This window comes from Salinisphaera sp. G21_0 (assembly GCF_017744115.1).
GTDB lineage: Bacteria > Pseudomonadota > Gammaproteobacteria > Pseudomonadales > Endozoicomonadaceae > Endozoicomonas.
The window spans coordinates 124,870-147,413 of the sequence record NZ_JAGHQW010000005.1; the positions used below are offsets into that span (position 1 = coordinate 124,870).

The window sequence follows — 22,544 nt, forward strand, 5'->3', positions numbered from 1 at the left end:
CGGATGGTCAAAAGATCACTCAAAAATCCACCCTATCCAGGTCCTCACACTTATGCAGCCGATATCCCAGCTTCCATCATCCCCGACCAACCCACAGACTGTTGCCCGGGATACTGTTTGTTGCAGTTGTGGCAGTTACATGAACAGAACCGCTGATGGCAGAACCGTCTCGACGGTACCGGCCAGTCCAGTGGTATACCCGGGTAACAAGACCCGGGGATGCACCCTGTCTGATTACCGGATCTGCCAGTTCACTCAAGGAGCCATTCAGCTCGGCAATAGCCTGATACGCAATCTGGCAGGTTTTGCCTTTCAGCAAATAATGGATTCACCGGAGATTGGTCTCGTCTGTCCGGGATTAAAAGAGAGCCTGGTGGTGCTGTTGGCATTGCCGACGCTGGTCTCGGGTTATCCTCTGAAGGAATGTGAAGATGGAAAAGTGTGGTGCGCTTCTACTGAGGCTTGTCATCGTGGTAAGAGGTGTGACGGCATCGAAGATTGTAATCCCTCATATGATGAAGCTGATTGTACCAAGTTAAGCCAATGTGAAGTGAGGGATGACTTTCTTTGCCCAAGCCGTATGAAATGTGTCCCCTCTAATAAGATGTGTGACTCAGTTAACGATTGCGGCGATTGGTCGGATGAATACTACTGGAGGTGTGGGGATAAGCACACCCCGCAGGCAACTGAAACCTCACCACCCACTGTGCTGACACCTGAAAGCAGTACTGGGGACACATCGTTACCAGCGTACGATAGATACTTGCACGCTTCTCCCTTATTCGTGGTGCTTGGTTTATGCTGCGCATCCGCAGCTACTTATTACTGTATTTCCGTTTATCGAAGCGTTAAGGCTATGCGGTCTACCAACCCTGAAGCCTCAACCCGTCAGCTTATACAAATGGCTATAAGACAGCCGCATTATTTCAGATATCCCCACCAGCCTGTTCCGATTGATACACGCCAGGATGATATTACGCCATCAGCCCCAGAGCGCCCTGAACAACGGCCGGAGGCTCAGCGGGCCGTCCACCCGCAGGCAATGCATTTGCCCACCTTCAACCAGCAGGCAACTGAACTGCCTACCTACCAACAGGCAACTGAACTGCCTACCTACCAGCAGGCAACTGAGTTATCTGCCTTCATGCAGGCAGCTGAGCTACCTACCTACCAGCAGGCAATTGAGTTATCTACCTTCCAGCAGGCATCTGAGCCACCTACCTACCAGCAGGCAACCCGGGGGCTCCCAACCTATAGAGAGGCCATTGACGAGACTTTGGTTTGACCGGCGGGAAAACCGTGCCATACCAATGTGGGCAGGCTCCTGGATATGAACTCCAGTTGATTTCAGCCGATGATGAAATACAGGAATCAAAAATCACAGGATATAAACATGCCACCAGGGATTGAAGGCCAAAGACCGGTTGGGGGTAATACCTCAAGCAGTGAAGGTGGTGCAGTAAAGCCAACGGAAGAAAGCAGTAACGCCACATACCGGGGGACACGGGTTTCCAAGGTTAGTAAAGTCGCTAAAAAGAGTCAGGTATCTCAAGATGATTTGAGTGAAAAAAATGACACACTGATTGAAAATAGAGATATCAAAAAACAAAATAGCAGCACTGGCACGTCAGGTCCTTATAGTTCTGCCAGAATGCGCAGACGGGCAAAGCAACGTGAGGCAGAAGAGGGTATGAAAAAATCTCTCTCTGCTTCGGATAGCAAACATCAAGACAGGAAGATAAGCCAAGAACTCCCCGATGTTGCTGAGGATTCGGGTATCAGTGAGGATGAAAGTATTGATAGCCCGCCTCACTCTCCCAAAGCCAGCAATCGGGAGCGAGAGTACGATAGCGGTATTGAGGATGACGCAAGCTCGTTGACTGGCCGGGCCATTCAAGCGATAGAGCCTGGTCCCAAAGCCGAAACCGGGGCGCATGCTCCAGATCTGCAACAAGAGCGCCCACTACCGGCACGACCTGAAAGTACCAGCCCCCTGAAAAAGGTATCTAAAAAAAGGAAACGACAAAGGCAAAAAACGGGCATTGATAAAGGCGGTGCCAATCAACGGTCGAACTCTGACCCTGGTGTGCAAACCTCCAGGCTGCCAAATCATGATGAGTTGCTTGCTGGCTGTCAGCGCCTGGCTAAATCAGTAAAAAAACTGGATGAAGATAAAGGCAGAAGGGAAAGTGAGCATTTAGAAGAGCTTGACAGGCTTGAGGCGGTGTATGCCGAAAATAACTATGATGATGACCGTAAAATTGCACATTATCTGGTGAGTGGCAAGGCCGCCATGGGGATTTCAAAGGGAAAAAAGAGACTGCAACAGGAACTGAAAGAGAAACCCTGGAAAGAAGGCGTGGAGTCGGTAAAGCTGGGAGCGGGTAAGATTATTCAGGAAATGGTAGACCGGGCTATTCACCAGAAAAGACCGCTTCACCCGGTACGACGAAAGCAAAAATCACCGGAAACGGAACCTGTAAAAGATGTTGTAATGGATTCTGTCATGGTAAAGGTTGAAGGAGATTTCAACGGTACTGATGAGCTGGTGAAAAGCCTTAAGTCTGAAGTGTCGTTATCCACCGCCAGCCAATATGCTGCCGCAAAAAAATTGTTTGTGGAAGAACTGGAAAGGGCCCAGTGGGCAAAGGAGGCAATGGAGGAAACCCATGCTTTACAGAAGCAGATCCAGACATTAAAGGCCACTTTATTTGAGGAACTGAGTATTCTGGGACATAACGGCAGTGAGCCAATGGTTGATCCATACATTAACGACAGTGCGTATGTTTCTGCGCTTGAAGCAGCCGTTGAAACAATAGGTATGGGGTCTTCTGCAGCACAGGAACACCTGGAAAAACACCCGGCACTGCAAAAACATCTGGAAAAAGTGGGTTATCAGGAAGATCGGGATTCTTCAGAATATCTGGACAAGCTGGATGATATGGAGCATCTCAATGACAGGGAGTATCTGCAAACGCTGAAATACCTGAAAGATCCGCAGTTTGTGCGTGGTTTCCGTAAAGAATTAAGGCTTGAATGGCTGGCAAAACATCTCTCACAAACATTTCGACGTTATTCAAATGCAACGATAGGGCATCCGAACTTCAAAACAAATATGAAGGGCTTGCTGGATACGCTCAATGCCCGGGAACAGAATGTTGGTAACAAGCTTAAAAATTTGGCAAAGCATTATGAACAGCAGTGTAAAGATTTAAGGGATAACAGAAAACATTTAAATAAAGTGATGGAAGCTTACGAGGAAAATGGTAGCGATGGTGTTGATATACTCAAACACAGAAAAGTGTTAGCCAGGGCCGAAGCGCTCAAAGAATCGATGAAGCCGGTACATGATCAGATCAAGCTGGTCACCAGTTATGAAGATCCGGAGATGCAATGTGCCTATCTGCAGAAGCAGTGTAACGACCTGGATAAGCAACATGCCTCTGTTCAGAAATCGATTCAGGAATGTCAGAAAAAGCTTGATAAAGCTGAAAGTAAAAATAAAGGCAAAAGTAAAAATAAAAGCAAACCTCTTGAGGATGTTCAGAATAAAATGAATGACCTGAAAAGAGAGTCTGCTGACATTGCCAGGCAATCTGATGCACTAAAACAGGAGTATATGGATTTTAATAAAGCGTTAAACATGTATTATAAAATTCAATTCGATATGGATATTAAGCTGGTTAACCAATATTCAGATCCCAAAAGGCAGTGTGCCGACATGAAGGTGCAATATACCGCTATGGATAAGCAGCATGCTTCTGTTCAAAAATCCATTAAAAAGTGTCAGGAAAAGCTTGATAAAGCCACAAGCAAAGGCGGTGATCTGGAGGGTATTCAGAATGAAATGGATAATTTTGAAATTCAGTCGGCTGAACTTGAATCCCAGTCTGCTGATTTGAAAAGCAAGCATGCTGCACTTGGTCAGGCGTTAAAAAGATTGGATACCATTCAATTGGGTTTTAATAATGAAAAACAATCCGGCAACGATGGCGATGAATAATTTATCACTACCTTATGGGGTGAAAGAAGCCATCATCGTGATGTTGTGTCGTCTGCTGATCGTTATCAGGGATGGTTCGCTGGTCAAACCATTCCCTGATGTTCAGTACGTTACAGGCCCGGCGCTACAAAGTGAGGACTTATTCCCGTGCTGGCAATGACTTCCATAATATCCTCATTCTGGTAAACCCCGCACTGCAGTAACAATGTTTTGAATCCCATGGCATTGCCTCCCAGAATATCGGTATAAAGGGTATCCCCGACCATCAGGACTCTGGATGGGTTGGTAATCTGATGTTGCTTGATAGCCATTGAAAAAATGACAGGATCGGGCTTGCCGAACAGCACAGGTTTTGCCTTTTGAATGGTTTGCTCTACCAGGTCAGCGATAAAGTAACCCGGTGTTGCGGTGACATGGTCACCATGGGGTGCGCCGATATCCGGGTTGCCGACCAGCAGTTCAAACTGACGCCCATTGGCCGTAGTGACCATGTTTTCCTGCATTTTTGCCGTCCAGCCTGCACCGGTCAGAAACAGCAGGGTATCAATATTTTCCGGAATCTCGCCATTACAGCCATTCAGCCGGACCATGCCTTCCAGCAGATGGTTGGAAGGGTGCTCCAATGGTGCAATAACGCCAATACGGTTACGGTTCGTGAGCCCTTGCAGGTACTGTTCAGTGATATCCAGACTGGTCAGTACTTCATCTGCGGTGAAATCAAACCCCCGGGATTGATACTTTTCTGCGGCAACGGATCGGTTGGTCAGGGTGTCGTTGGAAACAACGCAGAATGGGATATTGTTTGCCCTTAGCTGCTGAATTGCCTCAGCGGCACCTTCAATGGGCGTGCTACCCCGGCAGAGGACACCGTAGGAGTCCAGCAGGATCAGGTCAAATTGCGCCATGATATCTGCCAGTCCATCAATAAACACCGGGGCAGACTGCGGGTTGGCAATGGCTGGATACCAGTCAGGATGACGGGCGTATATCTCGTTCAAAGAGTCGGGAGAAAGAACAATCATAGAGCGTTGCCTGATGCTGAAAATGAACGTCATTCAATGCACCTGATTATATCAGATGTCCGACAGGCAAATATCTATAAAGCCTTCCATACAAGCAGGATATTTTTTTTGTGCTAATTTGAAATGTTCTTTCTTTAGCCCTTGAGGTGTTTGGTTGTGAGGCTGAATTGCATTGTTAAAGCCCTTTGTTTTCTGTTGCTTGCCGTCTCGATATATGGCAATACGGCCGGTCCGCTAATGACGCAGTCTTTGCCGGTATATTCAGAAGATCAGGGCGTCAGGGATTCGATCATCAAAATCTATACCTCATTCAACCAATATGACCACCAGAATCCATGGAGCAACGTTGGCCCAAGGCAGAAGTATGGTTCCGGTGCCATTATCCAGCTGCCAGACAGTGACCAGAGGGTTGTTCTGACCAACAGCCATGTAGTCAGTGCCCATACCTATATTGAAGGCAGGAAAAATGGTCAGACGGACCGTTATAAACTCAGGCCCCTGTGGGTTTCCCACGAGTTGGACCTGGCCTTGCTGGTCCCCTTCCATGACCATGAGAATGCGCTGTTTTTCAGCGGTACCACCCCTATTCCCCTGGGTAAGCTGCCCCCTCTGCAAACGGATTTGATGCTGCTTGGCTATCCCATTGGTGGCGATACGATCAGTGCAACCAAGGGGGTTCTGTCCCGTCTGGAATATCAACCTTACAGTAATTCCGGCTTCTCATTTCTGGCCGGGCAAATTGATGCCGCCAGTAACCCGGGCAACAGTGGCGGCCCTGCCGTGGTTAATGGCGAGATCATTGGAGTGTTAATGCAGGGGTACAGTCCTTTCGAAGCCAGTAATATCGCCCATATTGTGCCGGTAAATATCATAAGACACTTTTTACAGGACATTGCTGACGGGCATTACAGTGGGATTCCCAGCCTTGGGATTGAAACGGAAGAGCTTGAAAATGGCTTTTTTAAAACAGTCTATGGGGTAAAAGAAAACAACGGCGTTCTGGTTCGCCATGTCATACCGGGTTCTGCGGCTGACGGTGTGCTGCAGCCGGATGATGTTATCCTGGAGCTGGACGGGTATGCCGTTGGCCATGATAAAACCATTGTGTTCCGGGGCAGTGAGCGGGTTTCCATGGATTATGTGGTGCACTCACGGCAGGTTGGAGAGGAGCTTGGCGTTCGGGTTATTCGTGACAAACAGGTGCTGGATCTGACGGTTACGCTTTCTCAGCCGGTCAATAATGATTTGTTGCTCGGCTTTGATGGTCAGTCTGCTCCTTCATACTTTATCTATCAGGGACTGGTGTTTACCAAAGTGACCCGGGAGCTGCTGATGGGGGCTGGACATGACCTGATTTCCTATGCAGGCCTGACGCCGGTATTGCTCAATAATTTCCGGTTTGCCAATGAAGATGAAGTGGTTGTCATTCTGAAAGTCTTGCCCCATGAGGCCAACCGGGGTTATCACAATATCTTTCTGAGAAGGGTTGACAGTGTTGGCTCGGAAAAAGTCAGAAACCTCAGGCAGCTGGTCAACCTGATCGAATCGACAGAGGAGGATTTTCTGGAACTCAACACCGGTTACAGGGGGCTGGAGAAAATTGTCCTGAACACTCACCTGGCAGATATCGTTAATGGGGAGGTCATGTGGCTTAACGGCATTCAGCATGATCGCTCTAAAAACTTCCGTACAAAAAATGCAGTGCTGCAGGTGGTAATACCTGCAAAAGTGAGGAAGTCATGAATGTTTAACATTTTATCGCCTGCCTGAATGATTCAGCTGTTTCAGTATATCAGTGCACATTTTGGTCAGCCCATTCATTAACGATATCAGTGGAAATGTTGAGAAATCGGCTCCAAGGATTAACCGGCCATAAATATCATAAAAATTCGCGTTAAGTGTGCAGGTATAAGCGTCATCAGGGTAGAGCGCTTCGCTGAGGTGCTGATCATTTATGTGGTTCATATAGCAGTCAGTCGGGTCATACTCCCCCAGAGGGGGCCGGGCAAAGCCGGGAGCATCCGGCTGCAATGCGGTCCAGTAGAGTATTTCCTGCGCGACCCGGACAAGCCAGGCCTGATACTCGTCATCGTCCCGTCCAAGGAGAAACCGTAGGTTGATCGGCGTATCTGCTGCGGGCATAAGCCCCAACAAAAACTGGTTGCAGGCCAATTCAACAAATGCGGCTGTTTCGTTAAGTGCCTGAGGGTTTTTGTAGTGATAGCCGGCAAAGCCCTGACGTAAGCGTGACCTTACCAGTACCGCCGACACAATGATTTCGCAGATACTGTTGGCCAGGGCAATGCGTTGTGAGACCTTGGGCATATAACAGGTTTCAAGCGTGTCTTTCTGTCGTAAACAGCTGTGGATATGGCCAAAGGTTTCATAATCACCCAGGTCACGCATGCCACAGTGACCAAAATCAATCTTTTCGGTGGCCTGAGTGTTCCATGCTGTTAATTTGCCAGCGTGTACGTTGTCAGTGATCAGATTCATGGCCGAATGCAAGGCGACCCAGCCACGGCCGGCCTCAGTGTTGTGCAGGCACTGCAGCATACTGGTCGGCACCAATCCCATGCTGGTCATGTAACCCGCATCGTGACAGGCCCTGAGGATGCCCTGCTCCGGGCGCTTCCAGGGGCAGTCTTCTGCTGTGTCTGGCGAATGGGCATACCGGGCATAGGCGACGGGTGCTGTGTAGCAAAAGACATTGATGTATCGCTGGCCATGGCTTTCGGTGATCTCCACCGGGTCATCAAACTGGTTAATCAGGTACTCCAGGTCTTTGCCCAGGGGGAGCTGCATAAAGTCGCGGTATTTTGGTAGCACACTGTTAAATTTACCTGCCAGCTCGGAAGTATTGGCGATGACTTGATAAAGCAGGCCTTCCCTGGCCAGCGTCTCAAGGGGTTCCCCGGCTCTCTGGAATTTAAAATAGGTGGCCTGGCCACCGGCTTGCAGACATTGCATCGTCCGCCCACCGACCATCCGGATTGCTGATTTGTTTGCCTGGCCAAGTTCTTCGGGGACATCCTTCAGCCCGAACGATGACGGCATATTTTCGGCGATATACCGGTTGACGTGCTCCCCATCAACGGCATTGGGCAGCGCAAATCCGGTAACCTGGTGAGCGGTTGAAATCAGGGGTATCAAAAATAGATTGGTACATGAGATCGGTAAAGGAGACTGCTGGCTGATCAGTGGTGCCGCCAGGACCCTGTCTGGAAAGGTATAAGTCGGGGCATCTAATGATTCAATGAAGCTTATTTTGTCTTCCAGTGAAATCTCGGGACAGGTTAAAAACTGCAACTGAACATCCGTTGGTACATAGGGTAATTTATTAAGCTTGATCAATCTGAATAACAGGGTTTTCTCCTTCGAATATGAAGGTTGTTTAACGATCTCTTTGGTAACGGCTGCCATGAGACAACGCTCATTGAAACTCAGGTGTTCCTGGGAAACATGTTGGAATGCCGACAGGTTATTTTTTAACGCCGCATCAAGGATTGCTCCCTTTCTAATGTCGATGGGTACATATCGCAGCGCTTCGGGAGACAGGCTAACGGCCAGGGCATACAGCTCAGACGCCTTATCATCACCTACCCACTTTGAAAGATTGTCAGCTGCAGCGAACTTAAGAGGGTTGGCCCTGTGCTCTTTGCTGGTAATGACTGATTTGAGGAAATGATCAGTAATATATTGTTCTGGAATAGCATCCAATACTGAGTATCCACTGGTACAGGCAGTACGGTATATTTCCGTTCGTTGTGTTTCCGTTAGAAATTTGGGAAGCGTCTTGGATAATTTTCCACCTTTAGCAGCTGCCAGATACATATCGAATGTTTTGACGGCTTCCGGAATGAATTCGAGGGCTCTGGCATTATTATCAACAGCCAGTTGGCATAATTCGGCGGTCTTCAGTTGTTCAGGAACATACTCTAATGCTAATCCATTACGTCGACAGGCTACCTCACAAAGTTCTGCTGTTTTTTTATGGTCCGGGTAAAATTTCAGGGCCCCGGTGTGTTCGATGGCAATGGTTAATAATCGGTCACTAACGGGCTTGTTCTCCGGGTAATAATTCAGCGCAACGTGGGATTTTCTGCAGGCAATTTCAAAGTGTGCATCAGTTCTTGCTGTTTCGGGAATGTATTTAATGGCTCCTTTATATTTTTCAAGGAGGAAGTCAAAAAAACCATCGTTCAGCCATTGTTTGATTATCTCACCAGGTACATTACTAATGGCATCAAACACATTAATGACCAAAGCTCGACACAACTCGTTGGTTTTCATACTGTCGGGTATGTGCTGTATATTCGAATAAGGCGCTTTTACAAATGCCTGTATACACATTTCTGGTGTTAACTTTTCCAGGGGTACTTCACTAAAATAACCAGGATCCTTTTTGATTTTTAAAAAGTAATCTTCACTATCAAGCTGATCCGGCCTGGCCCCGGGCGGTAACTCCCCGAAGTATTTGATAAATGTTTTATAGTCACTGACGGGCAATGGCTGCTGTTTGTCCGTGCATTCGGCGACTGTTTGCAGCAACGCTTTTAATTCATCACCAAGATTGCCTTGTGGCAGGTCATGGGTGGCACCGCGGCAGGCTTGCACACGGGACCATGCCATAGGGGGGGCTGTATTGGCAGAAGGATAAGGCGTATTTTCGACGGATAAGTCGCTCTGTACACAAGCCCCTGAAGCCTCTCTAACAATGTGTTTGCGCCAGAGTTGACCTGATGAATCCCCGAATCGATCCATCAGCTGGGGTTGATGTTCCCGAGTTTCTTTCGGGTTTTGATCAATAGTGGGAGATGGGCTCCCTGAAATATTCATTTGCTGACAACTCTGTAATAATACGCTTTCTGTTAATAGGTTATTGAAATAAATTATGACCACAAAGTTAGCAAAAAATTCCAGAAATCATAGTTGCATCTGGAAATAGCGAGTGAAAAACAAGGGGCAGCCGGAAACACGGACACCACCATCTTCCTCATCCTTAAGGCGCTGGCTTTCATAGCTTTTTACATCGCCATTATATAAAGTGCAGCCAGGCGTTGTTATGCATACACAGGCACCTCGTTCCCATGGTCCCCGTGGGAATACATACCCGGCGTCTGTTGTTCTCCATTAACTCTCATGATTCCGGGTATAAACAGATTTTTTCATATTATTCTCCCTGTCGCTTTCACTGTCGCGAAAAATGCCAAAACGGTCCACCAGCCTTTCGGTGAGTGCCTGTTGCGCCTCAGGGTTCTTGGATAACTCACTTTTTGCCAGGCTTAACCGATCGGCAAAAGAGTCCTGAAGCTGTTTTAGTTCCGGGGGGACGGGGGGGTGTGAAGTTTGAACGTCGCTTGCGGTGCTGAGCTCGGGTGGAATTGGGCTTGCGGGGATTTGGGTGGATTGTGGAATCATCGCAGGTGCTCCTTGAATTTATTGTGTAAATTGGTGTGTAGGTATATTCGCATTCATGGCAATGCCTTATTTACGACCGGCCAGATACCGATAAGTTCCACAAAAAAAGAAGCCTCGTAAAGATTCCGATTGTTTAGAGCGCCGGAGGGAGCGCAAAAGGATACTCCATCAGGATCCTGCCTGTGTAAAGCGCGAAAGGGAGCATAAGAGAGAACGCTACCAGAATGCTCCCTGATGCAGAGGCAAGGAGCCTATATAAACACTTATAATCCATTCCCCGCTAACCACACAACAGATGGCTATTTTCTCTACTGCCAATTGGCAAACAGCTGTAATAGAATATGAACGACAGAATAATGACAATAAAGTGTTAGGGAGTATGAGCCATGTCAGATCAGCAGAAACATATACTGATCGAACAGCAGGAGGGTATCCTGACGATACGCTTCAACCGCACTGAGAAAAAGAATGCGCTGACCTCTGCGATGTACGCAGCCATTCTTGACGCACTGATCGGTGCTGATCAGGATGACAGTGTTAAAGTGATTCTCTTTGCTGCCCAGCCTGATATGTTTACTGCTGGCAATGACCTTAAGGACTTTCTGACCCGGGACACCTCTGAACAACCGGCAGCCATAAAAATGCTGCGCCAGCTCGCGGTACAGAAAAAGCCGATAGTGGCAGCAGTCAGCGGTATTGCGGTGGGTATCGGCGTGACGTTATTGCTCCATTGTGATTTGGTTTATGTGGGGGAAAACACCCGGCTGCGTTTGCCTTTTGTGAATCTCGCTGTGGTGCCGGAAGCTGCCTCCAGTTTGCTGTTGCCGGATATTATGGGACGACAGCGGGCTTCAGAATTGCTGATGCTGGGTGATTTCTTTGATGCCCGGCGTGCCCATGAATATGGCATTGCCAATGCGGTAATAGCCAATGAAGAAGTCTTTGAATTTGCCCTGGCAAAAGCTAAAGAACTGGCAGCAAAGCCCCGTGAAGCACTGTTGCTGACCAAACAGCTGATTACCCGGAACCGTCGCAGCGATGTTCAACAACGCATTGATGATGAAGCGATCATCTTTGCTGAGCGAATGGTGTCCGAAGAAGCCCGACAGGTAATGGCGGCCTTTTTTTCCGGTAAGTCTTAGTCAGGTATACTGAGACAGTATGGTTATGGTTCTTGATAGGGATTCTGGTTGCCATGGTATCGCCACTGGTAGCCAGCAGTGCGGGAGCTGCCAGTCATCAACATTTTACCTTCTGCAGGTAAACTGCGCAGCCATTTTGAGCAGCAGGATTTTCATTGGAATGCTCCGCAATACCCGATGACTCAGAATAGTCCTGCTATTATAACAAGCGAAATTTTTAATTCCCAAATGGTATGGCTCCTCATTCTATCTTGATCAAACGTCCAAAATAGCTATCAGGAATGCAGTATCAATAATTTCAAAGTGAACTAATAGAAAAATAGTTTATCTAAAATATGTTCTTACTGATAAAATTTCAGGAGCCTTAGTGTTTTGCCTGTTGATTCAACTATTAAGCCAATGACGGTGTTGGAAAAGTCGGTTCTGGCGAATGACACCTTATTAATTCGTGATATTAAAAGATCCAAATCACGCTATGTGATTGATGGTTTGTCGCATGTTGTTTTGCGACTCCCCAATAGAATTCGGGATCCACTGTTGCCCCCTTTGCCTTTATTAAAGTTAGAACAACGGCACAGTGTAGGGCGAATAACGTATACCGATAATCCTAAACACCATTCGTTATCTATTGATCGAGTAATGACCTTGCTTCTGGATCAAAATGATAATGCTGAATTTAAATGTTATCTTGAACCAATGATGGCTGATAATGTTGATTTACCAACAACGGAAGTTAATGGAGAGTCAGAGTGTCTGGATGCTTCTTCTGTTGTCACTGTGCTTGATGGAGTGTCTGCTCATTCCAATGTAAACGAGGTACGATGCTTAACCAGCCAGAAACTGAAGAAGGGCAGCTATCTTGGGGTTTATCATCCCTGTTTAGCAAATCATAACAAGACGAATCTTCATTACAGGGAGGGGCAATTCATCACATTATCACCCGGTGAAGGTGTGATATTGGAGTATAAATCCTCTGATGCGGGTTTACCATACTGGGAAATAGTGGCTACCTATCATAATAAAGATCTAACGGTTCAGATGAACCCTCTGCTTCAGGAGAGACTTGACTTTAAAGATAAAGATATAGCGATGAGTAATGGACAATACCATCTTCCGGTCAGAGCGATTGAAGAACTCTCTGTGCTTAAAAGAAAACATGGAATCTGCCCTGCGGTCTTTAATTGTGGTCGTATCAGTGATAAAAGCGCTTTAAATTCGTTAAAAAAATACGTTTCTGAAAATCTTGCAAATGATAGAGGTAAGGCTGTTTTCAGTATGCTTGTTATGAATGATTCTGCTGCACATATGATTGCCGTCAGATTTATCCAGGCAGGTAATAAAATTGTGGTTTATTTGCATGAAACAATACAGCCGGAAAGCTATGTAGCTAAGGAGATAAGAAATTTTATCATTGCCGCTATATCTGATTCTGTACAAAATATTCGAGACAATAACCTGTATTTTTTGACCACGCCAGCGTCTGAATGTCTCCAGAAAGACTATAACAGCTGCTCAATAACAGCATTTAAGGTGTTGCTGTCCTTTGAAAAAGAACGCAATGAGCTTGACCCGTTTTTTATCCAGCTGGTGAGAGATTCTGATTCGGGAATTTCTCTGATTGATTATCAGGCATTCAATAAAGAAGGTGCAGGTGAATTCAGCAGGGAAGTAGAGGAGCTTCCGGGAAATATCAAAGTGGGTAGTGTGCCGTTAACATTATTACCCGCAGTTCTTCTGAAGTTTTATCAGGGTAGTCAGGCTCTTCTTTCTAATCGGCAAAAAAAAACCATTGTCAGTCATGCCAGAAAATTAACATTGGAAGACTATTATCTAAGGTACAGATTTCATGATGCGAAAACTGATAAGGCTTTTAATGTGGCCGCCTTTTGTAAAACCAATAAGTCTTTTGCCTTATGGAAAGATATGATCAGAAATTTTACACCTTTGTTTGTCAGGATTTTGAAGGTTGACTTTGATCAGTTGAGAAAAGATTCGGTAAATCGATGGTTAAAGAATTCAATGTATTCAGATATTGAAATTGAAGCTAATGATTTGAAAATGTTAAAGCGATACAAAAAATTCATCACCATGGAGGCAGAGTTAAATACATGGCCTGAAGATGCTGTTTTAAAGTGGAGGAGTCAAAGCAGGGAGTTGACAGTTTGGCTAAAGGAGATAAGGCCAAACACAACGACTATGAATAAGAATCAACTACTGTGGCGCTGGTGTCAGTTTTTAAATAATTATCTTGATTCCAGTTCCGATGTTGGAAGGTTGTGGCTTCGCAGGGATGTTGGCTATTTTATTGAACGGCTTGATGCCCGGTTGAAATTATTGCAAAAGACCGTGAGATCTGATTTTCCCTTTCACTTTGGTGAGAGGATCTACAGAGAACCAGAGTCTCTGCCAGAGCCTGTGTTTGAGGGAGAGCCCATTGATAGAGGTGCTCAATGTTTCTATGTCAAGACTGAAGTCAGGGAGTCTTTGAGGGAGCCAGGACGTTTTAACAGGATTGTCATGACCTTTCCGAAGCCATTACTTTTGGCTTCTGCTGACAATGAAAGAGCATGCGATGATGCTGGCTCAAATACATCGGATCGCAAGGATGAATCATTATTATCATCGGCTTCAGGGGAGTCCTGTGCAGAAACCACTGCTGCTATCGCTGCTTTAACAAAAGCTGTCTCAGTGCTGGATTCAGGTGAGAAAATATCCTGTGATTCACCTTTGGCTATATCGGATTCCTGCAAATCAATGGACCTTGAATTACAATGTGATGAAAAACTCACTGATGAACTCCTGTTTTCTCAAGACTATAGCTCATCTTATGCATCAACACTCGATCAAAATTATTTTTCAATAGTGGCAAAAGCGGCTGCTCAAAGTAGTGAAGTTCAAACTTTGCCTTTTCTGAAAAGAGAACAAGCAGCATTGGAAACGGGCTTTTCTGGCTCTCCCATAAAGAAACAACGATTGATGACTGTTTCTAAGCCTGTTTTGGATACTGCTGCACCGAATTTGGCAGAGCGGGCTAACTCAATCAGAAATAAAATTGAAAGGGATGAATTCAAGGTTGCAATCGAGATGCTTTCCATGGTGCTGCAGGGTATATGGACAATGGATGTATCAAGCAAAACGAAAGCCAGTAAAAGGTTAAAGGTTCTCAAAGAAGCCATAGAGAATATCTGTGAGATTTCCAACCATCCAAATGAGCTTGATAGCTACCTGCAGTGCAATAATATTTTTGGTCTCCCCAGCTTGCATGATACACATAAAAGAGCCCTGATCATTTCTTTTGCGCTTGATTATCTTTTGCAAATATTATCCGCAGCTGGCGAGGAAGTTGATGTTGAACCTGTGGCTATTGTTACCAGGGCAAGGCTTTTCATTGCAAGGAATACCGGAAAAAATGGTTGTGGGGTTGTGAGAGAAAGTAGTTACGATTTAATAGCAGGTGAGTTTCCTACCTTGTTTGCAACAGCAAGTGTTTATGAACCCTCTGAAAATGAAAGTGTCATGGAAAAGGTGCTTAGAATCAGAAAGGAGATTAAAGCAATTGGATATTTAATGATTAGTGCAAGAATAAATACTGTTTTTTTCAAAGGGGAAGCACATGGGAGAGTATACTTGCTTAAGTCGGTGATTGAAAAAGTCCACTCTTTTTTGGGTAGAGAAGGTGGGAGCTATGATTTTCAGTGCCCACTGAGTTCAGAGAAAAGTATAAGCCCAGCTCAAAGGCAGTGGCTTAATCTTGCGGCACTCCATGAATATTTATCATCTCTATTGCCGGGGCACAGCCCTGATAAATCCTATACTTCTGTTCTGCTAAAGGCTGAGAGCTATCTTAAGGAGCAGGCTAAAAATAGTACTTTCAATAACCTGCCTCAATTTAAGAGATTTTAAGCCTGCCGGGGTTGAGACAAAGTGCTGACACCGGTATTAGCCTAAAGTCTAAGATGCCCATGTCCGCACATTTGTTACTGTCAGAGACTCAGGCAGTCCTCAGTGACTGAAGATAAGAAAAACAATAATACTTTCAGGAGCGTCTTTTCATGTCTGCTGATCCTTCCCGTGGTAATCATCAAAGTGCAGCTGCCGCCTATTGGCGGGAGAACATACGCATACTACTTTCCTTACTGGTGATCTGGTTCGCCGTTTCATTTGGTTGCGGCATACTGTTTGTGGAGCAGCTGGATCAAATCAGTTTTTTCGGCTTTCCATTGGGCTTCTGGTTTGCCCAGCAGGGTTCCATCTATACCTTTCTGGTTCTGATTTTTGTCTATATCGGGTTGATGAACCGCCTGGACCGAAAATACAACGTTCAGGAGGAAGAGTGAGATGGCGACTCAAACACTGATCTTCCTTTTTGTCGGGTTATCGTTTGCGCTCTATATCGGTATTGCTATCTGGTCCAGGGCTGGCTCAACCAAAGACTATTATGTGGCCGGTGGCGGCGTTCATCCCGTCGCCAATGGTATGGCAACCGCAGCGGACTGGATGTCAGCGGCCTCCTTTATTTCCATGGCCGGTATTATCTCCTTTATGGGGCGTGACGGGGCCATGTATCTGATGGGCTGGACCGGGGGTTATGTATTGCTGGCCATGTGCCTTGCGCCTTATCTGCGCAAATTTGGCCAGTTCACTGTGCCGGACTTTGTCGCTGAACGTTACTACAGCCAGACCGCCCGGGTGGTTGCTGTTATATGCGTTATCTTTATCTCCTTTACCTATGTTGCCGGACAGATGCGCGGCGTCGGTATTGTCTTCTCCCGTTACCTGGAGGTGGATATCAATATCGGGGTCATGATCGGGATGGGTATCGTCTTTGTTTACGCTGTGCTGGGGGGCATGAAAGGCATTACCTACACTCAGGTTGCGCAATACTGTGTGATGATTTTTGCCTATCTGGTACCCGCGATCTTTATTTCCATGATGATCACTGGCAACCCGATTCCCCAGTTGGGCTTTGGCAGTCACGTTGAAGGCACTGGGCTCTCGGTGCTGGAGAAACTGAACGGTCTGTCTCAGGAGCTAGGCTTTGCCCAGTATACCGATGGATCCAAGTCCACCATTGACGTGTTCTTTATTACCATGGCTCTGATGGTCGGTACTGCGGGTTTGCCCCACGTTATCGTGCGTTTCTTCACCACTCCAACGGTGCGTGACGCCCGTAAATCGGCCGGTTATGCGCTGTTGTTTATTGCTGTGCTCTACACCACAGCGCCAGCGGTGGCCAGCTTTGCCCGTATCAATCTGCTGCAGACGGTTTCTGAAGCTGAATATGAGCAGCTGCCGGAGTGGTTTGCCAACTGGGAAAACTCTGGTTTGATGGCCTGGGTCGACAAAAACGACGATGGTAAAATTCAGTATCATCCGGGTGCTCCCATTGAAGGTAAACCGTCGTTTATTGACGCACGGGGTGACAGTGGTGAGCGACTGGTCAGCAATAACCAGACTGGCAACGCCAATGAACTGTATGTTGATCGTGACATTATGGTGCTGGCCAACCCTGAAATCGCCAACCTTCCCGGTTGGGTCATTGCACTGGTAGCGGCCGGAGGTCTGGCGGCGGCTCTTTCTACCGCAGCTGGCCTGCTGCTGGTTATTTCCACCTCCATTTCCCATGACCTGCTGAAGCGGAATCTCATGCCGGGCATTACCGATAAGCAGGAATTGCTGGCTGCCCGTATCGCTGCCGCTGCCGCTATTGGTGTGGCCGGTCTGGCAGGCATCTACCCACCAGGGTTTGTGGCCTCGGTGGTGGCTTTTGCCTTTGGCCTGGCGGCTTCTTCATTCTTCCCCGCGATTCTTCTGGGTATTTTCTACAAGCGGATGAACCGTGAAGGGGCGATTGCCGGTATGGTGACAGGCCTGCTGTTTACGGCTTCTTATATTATCTACTTCAAATTCCTGGGGGGGACCGCGGAACAGTGGTGGTTCGGCGTGTCACCAGAAGGCATTGGTACCCTGGGTATGTTGATCAACTTTGCGGTCTCCCTGGTGGTTTGTCATGCTACGGAAGCACCACCCAAAGCGGTGCAGGATATGGTGGATGATATTCGTATTCCCCGCCGTGGCGGGACAGCATCAGAGCCCGTAGAGGAGGGTGAGACAGTTCGGGTATGAAGTCACTGAACCGATAAGTAATCCAGAGCCGCTTTCCGTTGGAACGCGGCTTTTTTTTGGATTCTTTGATCCCGGTCGCCTCTGTTGCAGTCAGCCGGTGTTATCGTAGCCGGTATCATTTTCTGGCAATTTTTGTGTTGCACCTGATATTCATTTTCCCAAATACAGAACTTAAGTGCTTTATAGGTGTCTAATCTGCCAGTTGTTATATTTTGCCTATGGGGTAACCAGCATGTTTTCAAGAACTATTTGTCTATCTCTGCTTTTGCTGTCGGCACTGGCCAATGCCGTGGATGATCACCATAAGTTGTTGTTAAGTATGAAGTACTATCTTGACGATGAGGTGGTTAAAGAGGTTAATTTCTACGGCACCGGGATTGATCCCAATGTGATGTCGAATGAGGAAGGCCAGTTCAAGCTGACGGTTGACGGGGTTGAAATAGATGCCGTGAATGACTCGACTTACTGGCGATTGAATAAACTGAGGCGTTCATTCAGCTATGATACCTTTTCCCAGGGTATTCAGCAGCTTGAGCCAGGCTGGGCGATGTGTAAACTGGGTGGTCCGGCCAGTGGCATCATTTTGGAAACCCGTTATCTGACCTATCAGGACCATAACATTATTCATGATGAGATGAGGCCAGTTTATGACCGGCCATTGAATTGCCTCTATCAGCCCAGGTATCAGCCGGTGAATGACCATGCCCGGGAGGCTGCCCGAGGCGTATTGGAAACCTTGAGAACCATTGCTGAACTGAGCAATTGATCCATCAATGGAGCTTTTAACAGAGGCGATGTCATCGCCCCTGTTATAAACACGGTGGTTATTTAAGACCGATAACTACCGCCATTTCATCACCATCAATCCAGGGCCTGCCGCATAAATCACTGTAAGTGGCCTGAATTTCCAAACCGTGTTGTTCAAGCTCACTGCGCAGCATGTCAAGGGTAAAGTGCTGTAGCCAGTTATAGACCGTCCACTCCCGTTGTGCTTCAAAGATAACATACTTGTCCAGGGTGACCAGTTCAGGTCTGTACAAGAAGGAAGACTGGATACACCAGTAGTCCTGTGCACTCCAGAAACCGTTCATGGCGTTTTTGGCAAGTACCACGTCCTCGGTTTGTTTCTCAAACCGTGTAGAGGTATAGACATCCAGGGCAATAACCCCATTCGGCTTAAGTATCGACTTAAACTTATCCAGCAACCCGGAACGTTGTGACGGATTCAGGGCGCAGAAGTCACACATCACTAATGTGATCAAATCAAACTGTCGTGAATCTTGGTAGTCCAGGTAATTGCCCAGGTGGTATTCGATGTCCAGGTTCGACCGCTCTGCCTGCTGGCTTGCGTACTCAAGGGAGTTTTGAGAGAAATCAAGACCCACCACAGTGCCTGTTCCCTGTTTTTTCAGGCGCTGGGTATACAGCCCCGGGCCACAGCCAAAGTCTATGACAGTTGAAGATTGATTAAGGCCAAAGCTTGAAATAAGCCAGCTGACCGATTCGTCAATAAAATCAAACGATCTGGAGGCGGCGTTGATATCCGGGTTTAGATGGTAGGCCATCATTTGCCTGGCAATATGGGGATCTGCCCACAATACTTCTGCCGTGTAAGTTGACCACACAACAGGCTGAGCTGTTGCGTTATTGATTTGTTTGAACATGTTGCTTATCCCAACACTAATGAATTCGGGGCTTTGAATTTGTCATATTTTATCTATTTGCCTTTGTCGTTAAAGATTTAGATTGGGTTAATAAAGTGGTGAGGGCATGCAGATACTGGTCAGATGAGCTATTTCTGAATTAAGTTTTTTAACGATCATAGCTACTGTAAAAACGATCAAACGATCTCCGGTTCATAGCTGCCATAGTTTATTGAATCTTGCCGTTGAATAACTCAGGAGTGTGTTGTCTATGATGAATGGTGTCGCTACATCTGAAACCACCTGTTTACTCTGTGCCAAACAAACCGATTCTGCCAGCAGTAGTGGCGTGGTTGGAACATCTGCCGGACGCTCAATAGTCAAAACAGCTTGCCACCATACTTTCCACCTGGAATGTATACGCCGGCACCTGGACGGGCAGGCGGTGTTTCCTAAATTTCGAAACTGTGCTGTCTGTCCGGAGGAGGCTCTACCGCTGGTGCAGGTGGCCGGGGAAAGGTTAGCTCCAACCACCCGTTATTGTGAGTCCCCGGCTCTGGTCGCCTGTTGCAGCGGAGATTGGGAGGCCGTACAGGCCATGGTGGAGCAAGAACCGGAAATGGCCCGGCAACACTATTATTCTGCTCGTACTGATTGCAACACCGGGCTCTTGCACATCGCCGCCGAGCAAGGTGATGACCGTATACTGAATCTGCTGATCCGTTACCAGGCCGATATCAATGGAGTTGAGGGGTATCAATTTGCCACTCCGCTGCATTTGGCTGCCGACGGTGGCCACACCAGGTGCATGGATCTTCTGCTGGCAGCAGGGGCAAATCCAATGGTAACTGACCAACACGGCGATACTCCCCTGCATAAAGCGGTCGATGCCGGACACATTGATTCTTTGCCGCCATTAATTATTGGTGGAGCCAATATCAATGCCGTCAACAATCGCGGTTATGCACCCTTGCACAAAGCCGTGTTAATGAAACAGATGGCGTGCCTGCAGTACCTGCTCTCCCGTGGAGCCGATGTTGATAACGGCGACGCCATGAGCTATACGGCCGCATGTAATGCAGCCTTTTCTGGCTACCCGGAGTTTCTGGAACAACTGATCCACTTTAAGGCAGATATCAACAAAGCCGGGATATTTGGTCATACGCCGCTCCACCTCGCGACCGAAGAAGGACATATCAACTGCATGCATATCCTTATCAAGCATGGGGCGAAGATTGATGCAGCCAATGACCACGGTGATACGTCCCTGCACATGGCTGTGTGGAATAACAACATTGAAGCAGTGCAACTGCTGAGCGAAAAAGGAGCCAGTGTCAATATCACCGATCATAACGGTTGGGCACCAGTACACGTTGCCGCCTCAGAAGGCAATATTGAGATTCTGAAACACTTGCTGGAGCGCGGAGCAAACATCAGGCTCCTGACGAAAAATGGTCTGAGCCCGCTGGGTCTTTCAACCAATGAAGGGCATACCAACTGTGTGCAGTTTATGCACGCGGTATTTTCGATGAGAAAAGACCCCGGCCGGTTAGGCGGTCTCCGTTAACGTGCCGTGATTGCTTTGGCTAGGAGGCTGACCGAGAATAGCGCCCGTCTAGGCGACCCCGTAGCGAGGATGGCAGAAAATTGAGGATAAAAATTCGGTTTTGTGAGGTGAATAGCGGGGCTATTTGCCGAACAAAAGCGGATTTTTAGACCAATTTTCTGCCACCGCAGTAGGGCAGTCTATTCTCGGTCAGCCTCCTAGCGATGTATCACAGAAGTTTACAGCCAGGTAAAAGATCGTGAATTCTACCTGGCATAGTGTAAATGCGTTGATTTCTGAAATTGATGCGCGGTTATTCACGGCTTTTTGAAGAGCGCAGCGTATAGGGAGCTAATAATGCAGGTTGCTGCTGCCAGCAGATAAATTGAGAAAATCACGACCATCCATTCTGCCATGTTCAGGGTAAGCAGGGTCCAGTCATCGGCACCGCAGAGTCCGGTGGGCATAAACATGGCGGGCCACCATTCATAGAGAGGCAGGTCGAAAGGGAAGGTCGGGCGGAAGCTGCAGCTGGAAGTAAACGGATTAAACTCGGCGTAGTCTGCCATTTGGGCAATGGCTTCTTTCAACCCATACAGTGCACCAGCAATCCAGAGAGTGTAGCCTGTGATCCTGAAAACCAGATGAGAGGGTGAAATGATGATAACCAATGGCGCAAACATCAACACCAGAACAGCGAGCCGCTGATAGACGCAGCGCTCACAGGGATCCATATGCAGAATATACTGAAAGCCCAGGGCGCACAGTTCCAGAAAGAGCGCGGTGGCAAACATAATAAGCCAGGTGACTCGTAAACTCTGCCAGCCGTGGATGGTTTGCAGTGGGCTGTCTTTCAAACGTTGAAAGAGGCTATTGGGGTTTTGTTCAGCAGCCAATGGTTGGATCCCTCTTGAAGTTACTTCTGGCTTTCCGGTTGGGTCACCGAAAAGCCATCAGCACTGTGTTATTGTGTCTCTTTCGCTGGAAGTTTGGTCAGGTAGGTGATCAGCGCGTTCAGCTCGTCGTGAGACTTCAGGCTGCCCATATTGATCAGGTAACGGTTATTCACCATAAAGCCGGGAACGGCATGAACGTGTTCGCCATACTGGTTCCAGTCCAGTACCGTCTTCATCACCATCAGGTTATTCTGGTTCGCCTCAAAGTCAGACTGTTTCAGTCCAGCCTTTTCCAGCGTCTGGAAGAAGTCCGCATCGTTTCGCCAGTCGCCCTTGCGCTCTACATGAAGGCGACTGAAAAGAGCCTGTTTGATGGCGCTATGGTGCGGTGTACCCTGGGTCATGGCTATTGCCAGGGTGGCCTGTTTGGCATAGGCACCCATAAAGTTCATATGCGCCTGTTTGAACTCAATGCCCTGCTGACTCAGCCAGCTCTTCAGGGTAATCAGTGGTCCTTTCTCCCACTGATAGCAGCCTCCGCAGTAAATAGAAAACAGCTCGGTCACGGTTGGTCTGGTAGAAGGGGCAAGCCCTTTAACAACTTTATAATGGGTCCCTTCCTGAAACCGGCTGGCATTTTCAGCGCTGTCCGTCGCTTTGGCAAAAGCCATCATCGGAAATGCAAACATAAGTACCAATAACAACTTTCTCATCGGTATTATTTTCCTGTAGTCCTGTTTAATGG

Annotated in this window: 15 protein-coding genes; 9 read left to right on the forward strand and 6 right to left on the reverse strand. The window is 47.4% G+C overall.

Annotation, left to right across the window (positions count from 1 at the left end):
- Nucleotides 1-52 precede the first annotated feature (52 nt).
- Entirely contained in the window at nucleotides 53-1,285 is a 1,233-nt protein-coding gene (locus J7439_RS04145) for a hypothetical protein (protein ID WP_209200563.1), read from the forward strand.
- 108 nt (nucleotides 1,286-1,393) lie between these two features.
- On the forward strand, nucleotides 1,394-4,003 hold the full coding sequence (locus J7439_RS04150) for a hypothetical protein (protein WP_209200564.1): 2,610 nt from the start codon (nucleotides 1,394-1,396) through the stop codon (nucleotides 4,001-4,003).
- Nucleotides 4,004-4,113: 110 nt separating this feature from the next.
- Here the strand turns inward: J7439_RS04150 and J7439_RS04155 are convergent, their stop codons facing one another.
- A complete protein-coding gene (locus J7439_RS04155) occupies nucleotides 4,114-5,058 on the reverse strand; it encodes an HAD-IIA family hydrolase (RefSeq protein WP_209200565.1) in 945 nt (314 codons plus the stop codon).
- 204 nt (nucleotides 5,059-5,262) lie between these two features.
- Here J7439_RS04155 and J7439_RS04160 point away from each other — a divergent pair, with 204 nt between their 5' ends.
- On the forward strand, nucleotides 5,263-6,768 hold the full coding sequence (locus J7439_RS04160) for a S1C family serine protease (RefSeq protein ID WP_209200566.1): 1,506 nt from the start codon (nucleotides 5,263-5,265) through the stop codon (nucleotides 6,766-6,768).
- A 12-nt stretch (nucleotides 6,769-6,780) separates the two neighbouring features.
- On the opposite strand, the gene J7439_RS04165 is transcribed toward J7439_RS04160, so the two are convergent.
- Together J7439_RS04165 and J7439_RS04170 are read right to left on the reverse strand one after the other, a co-directional pair.
- Complete coding sequence (locus tag J7439_RS04165; RefSeq protein WP_209200567.1) at nucleotides 6,781-9,864, reverse strand: DUF4116 domain-containing protein; 3,084 nt, start codon at nucleotides 9,862-9,864, stop codon at nucleotides 6,781-6,783.
- 294 nt (nucleotides 9,865-10,158) lie between these two features.
- The gene (locus J7439_RS04170; protein WP_209200568.1) at nucleotides 10,159-10,446 is read right to left on the reverse strand and encodes a hypothetical protein; all 288 of its coding nucleotides are present in this window, start codon (nucleotides 10,444-10,446) and stop codon (nucleotides 10,159-10,161) included.
- A gap of 386 nt (nucleotides 10,447-10,832) precedes the next feature.
- Between J7439_RS04170 and J7439_RS04175 the strand changes: the two genes are divergently transcribed.
- From J7439_RS04175 to J7439_RS04195, 5 genes are all read left to right on the forward strand, one after another.
- On the forward strand, nucleotides 10,833-11,588 hold the full coding sequence (locus tag J7439_RS04175; protein WP_209200569.1) for an enoyl-CoA hydratase-related protein: 756 nt from the start codon (nucleotides 10,833-10,835) through the stop codon (nucleotides 11,586-11,588).
- 372 nt (nucleotides 11,589-11,960) lie between these two features.
- Nucleotides 11,961-15,491 carry a hypothetical protein gene (locus J7439_RS04180; protein WP_209200570.1) on the forward strand — a complete coding sequence of 1,177 codons (3,531 nt, stop codon included), beginning with the start codon at nucleotides 11,961-11,963 and terminating at the stop codon, nucleotides 15,489-15,491.
- A 149-nt stretch (nucleotides 15,492-15,640) separates the two neighbouring features.
- On the forward strand, nucleotides 15,641-15,925 hold the full coding sequence (locus J7439_RS04185; protein ID WP_209200571.1) for a DUF4212 domain-containing protein: 285 nt from the start codon (nucleotides 15,641-15,643) through the stop codon (nucleotides 15,923-15,925).
- Between the two features lies 1 nt (nucleotide 15,926).
- Complete coding sequence (locus tag J7439_RS04190) at nucleotides 15,927-17,714, forward strand: sodium:solute symporter family protein (RefSeq protein WP_209200572.1); 1,788 nt, start codon at nucleotides 15,927-15,929, stop codon at nucleotides 17,712-17,714.
- 232 nt (nucleotides 17,715-17,946) lie between these two features.
- Nucleotides 17,947-18,480, forward strand: a complete 534-nt coding sequence (locus tag J7439_RS04195) for a hypothetical protein (protein WP_209200573.1) — start codon at nucleotides 17,947-17,949, stop codon at nucleotides 18,478-18,480.
- A 58-nt stretch (nucleotides 18,481-18,538) separates the two neighbouring features.
- Here J7439_RS04195 and J7439_RS04200 read toward each other — a convergent pair whose 3' ends face one another.
- Complete coding sequence (locus J7439_RS04200; RefSeq protein WP_209200574.1) at nucleotides 18,539-19,378, reverse strand: class I SAM-dependent methyltransferase; 840 nt, start codon at nucleotides 19,376-19,378, stop codon at nucleotides 18,539-18,541.
- A gap of 250 nt (nucleotides 19,379-19,628) precedes the next feature.
- Here J7439_RS04200 and J7439_RS04205 point away from each other — a divergent pair, with 250 nt between their 5' ends.
- A complete protein-coding gene (locus J7439_RS04205) occupies nucleotides 19,629-20,924 on the forward strand; it encodes an ankyrin repeat domain-containing protein (protein WP_209200575.1) in 1,296 nt (431 codons plus the stop codon).
- A 296-nt stretch (nucleotides 20,925-21,220) separates the two neighbouring features.
- On the opposite strand, the gene J7439_RS04210 is transcribed toward J7439_RS04205, so the two are convergent.
- Entirely contained in the window at nucleotides 21,221-21,799 is a 579-nt protein-coding gene (locus J7439_RS04210) for a disulfide bond formation protein B (RefSeq protein ID WP_209200576.1), read from the reverse strand.
- A gap of 68 nt (nucleotides 21,800-21,867) precedes the next feature.
- A complete protein-coding gene (locus tag J7439_RS04215) occupies nucleotides 21,868-22,512 on the reverse strand; it encodes a thioredoxin domain-containing protein (RefSeq protein WP_209200577.1) in 645 nt (214 codons plus the stop codon).
- Nucleotides 22,513-22,544 lie beyond the last annotated feature (32 nt).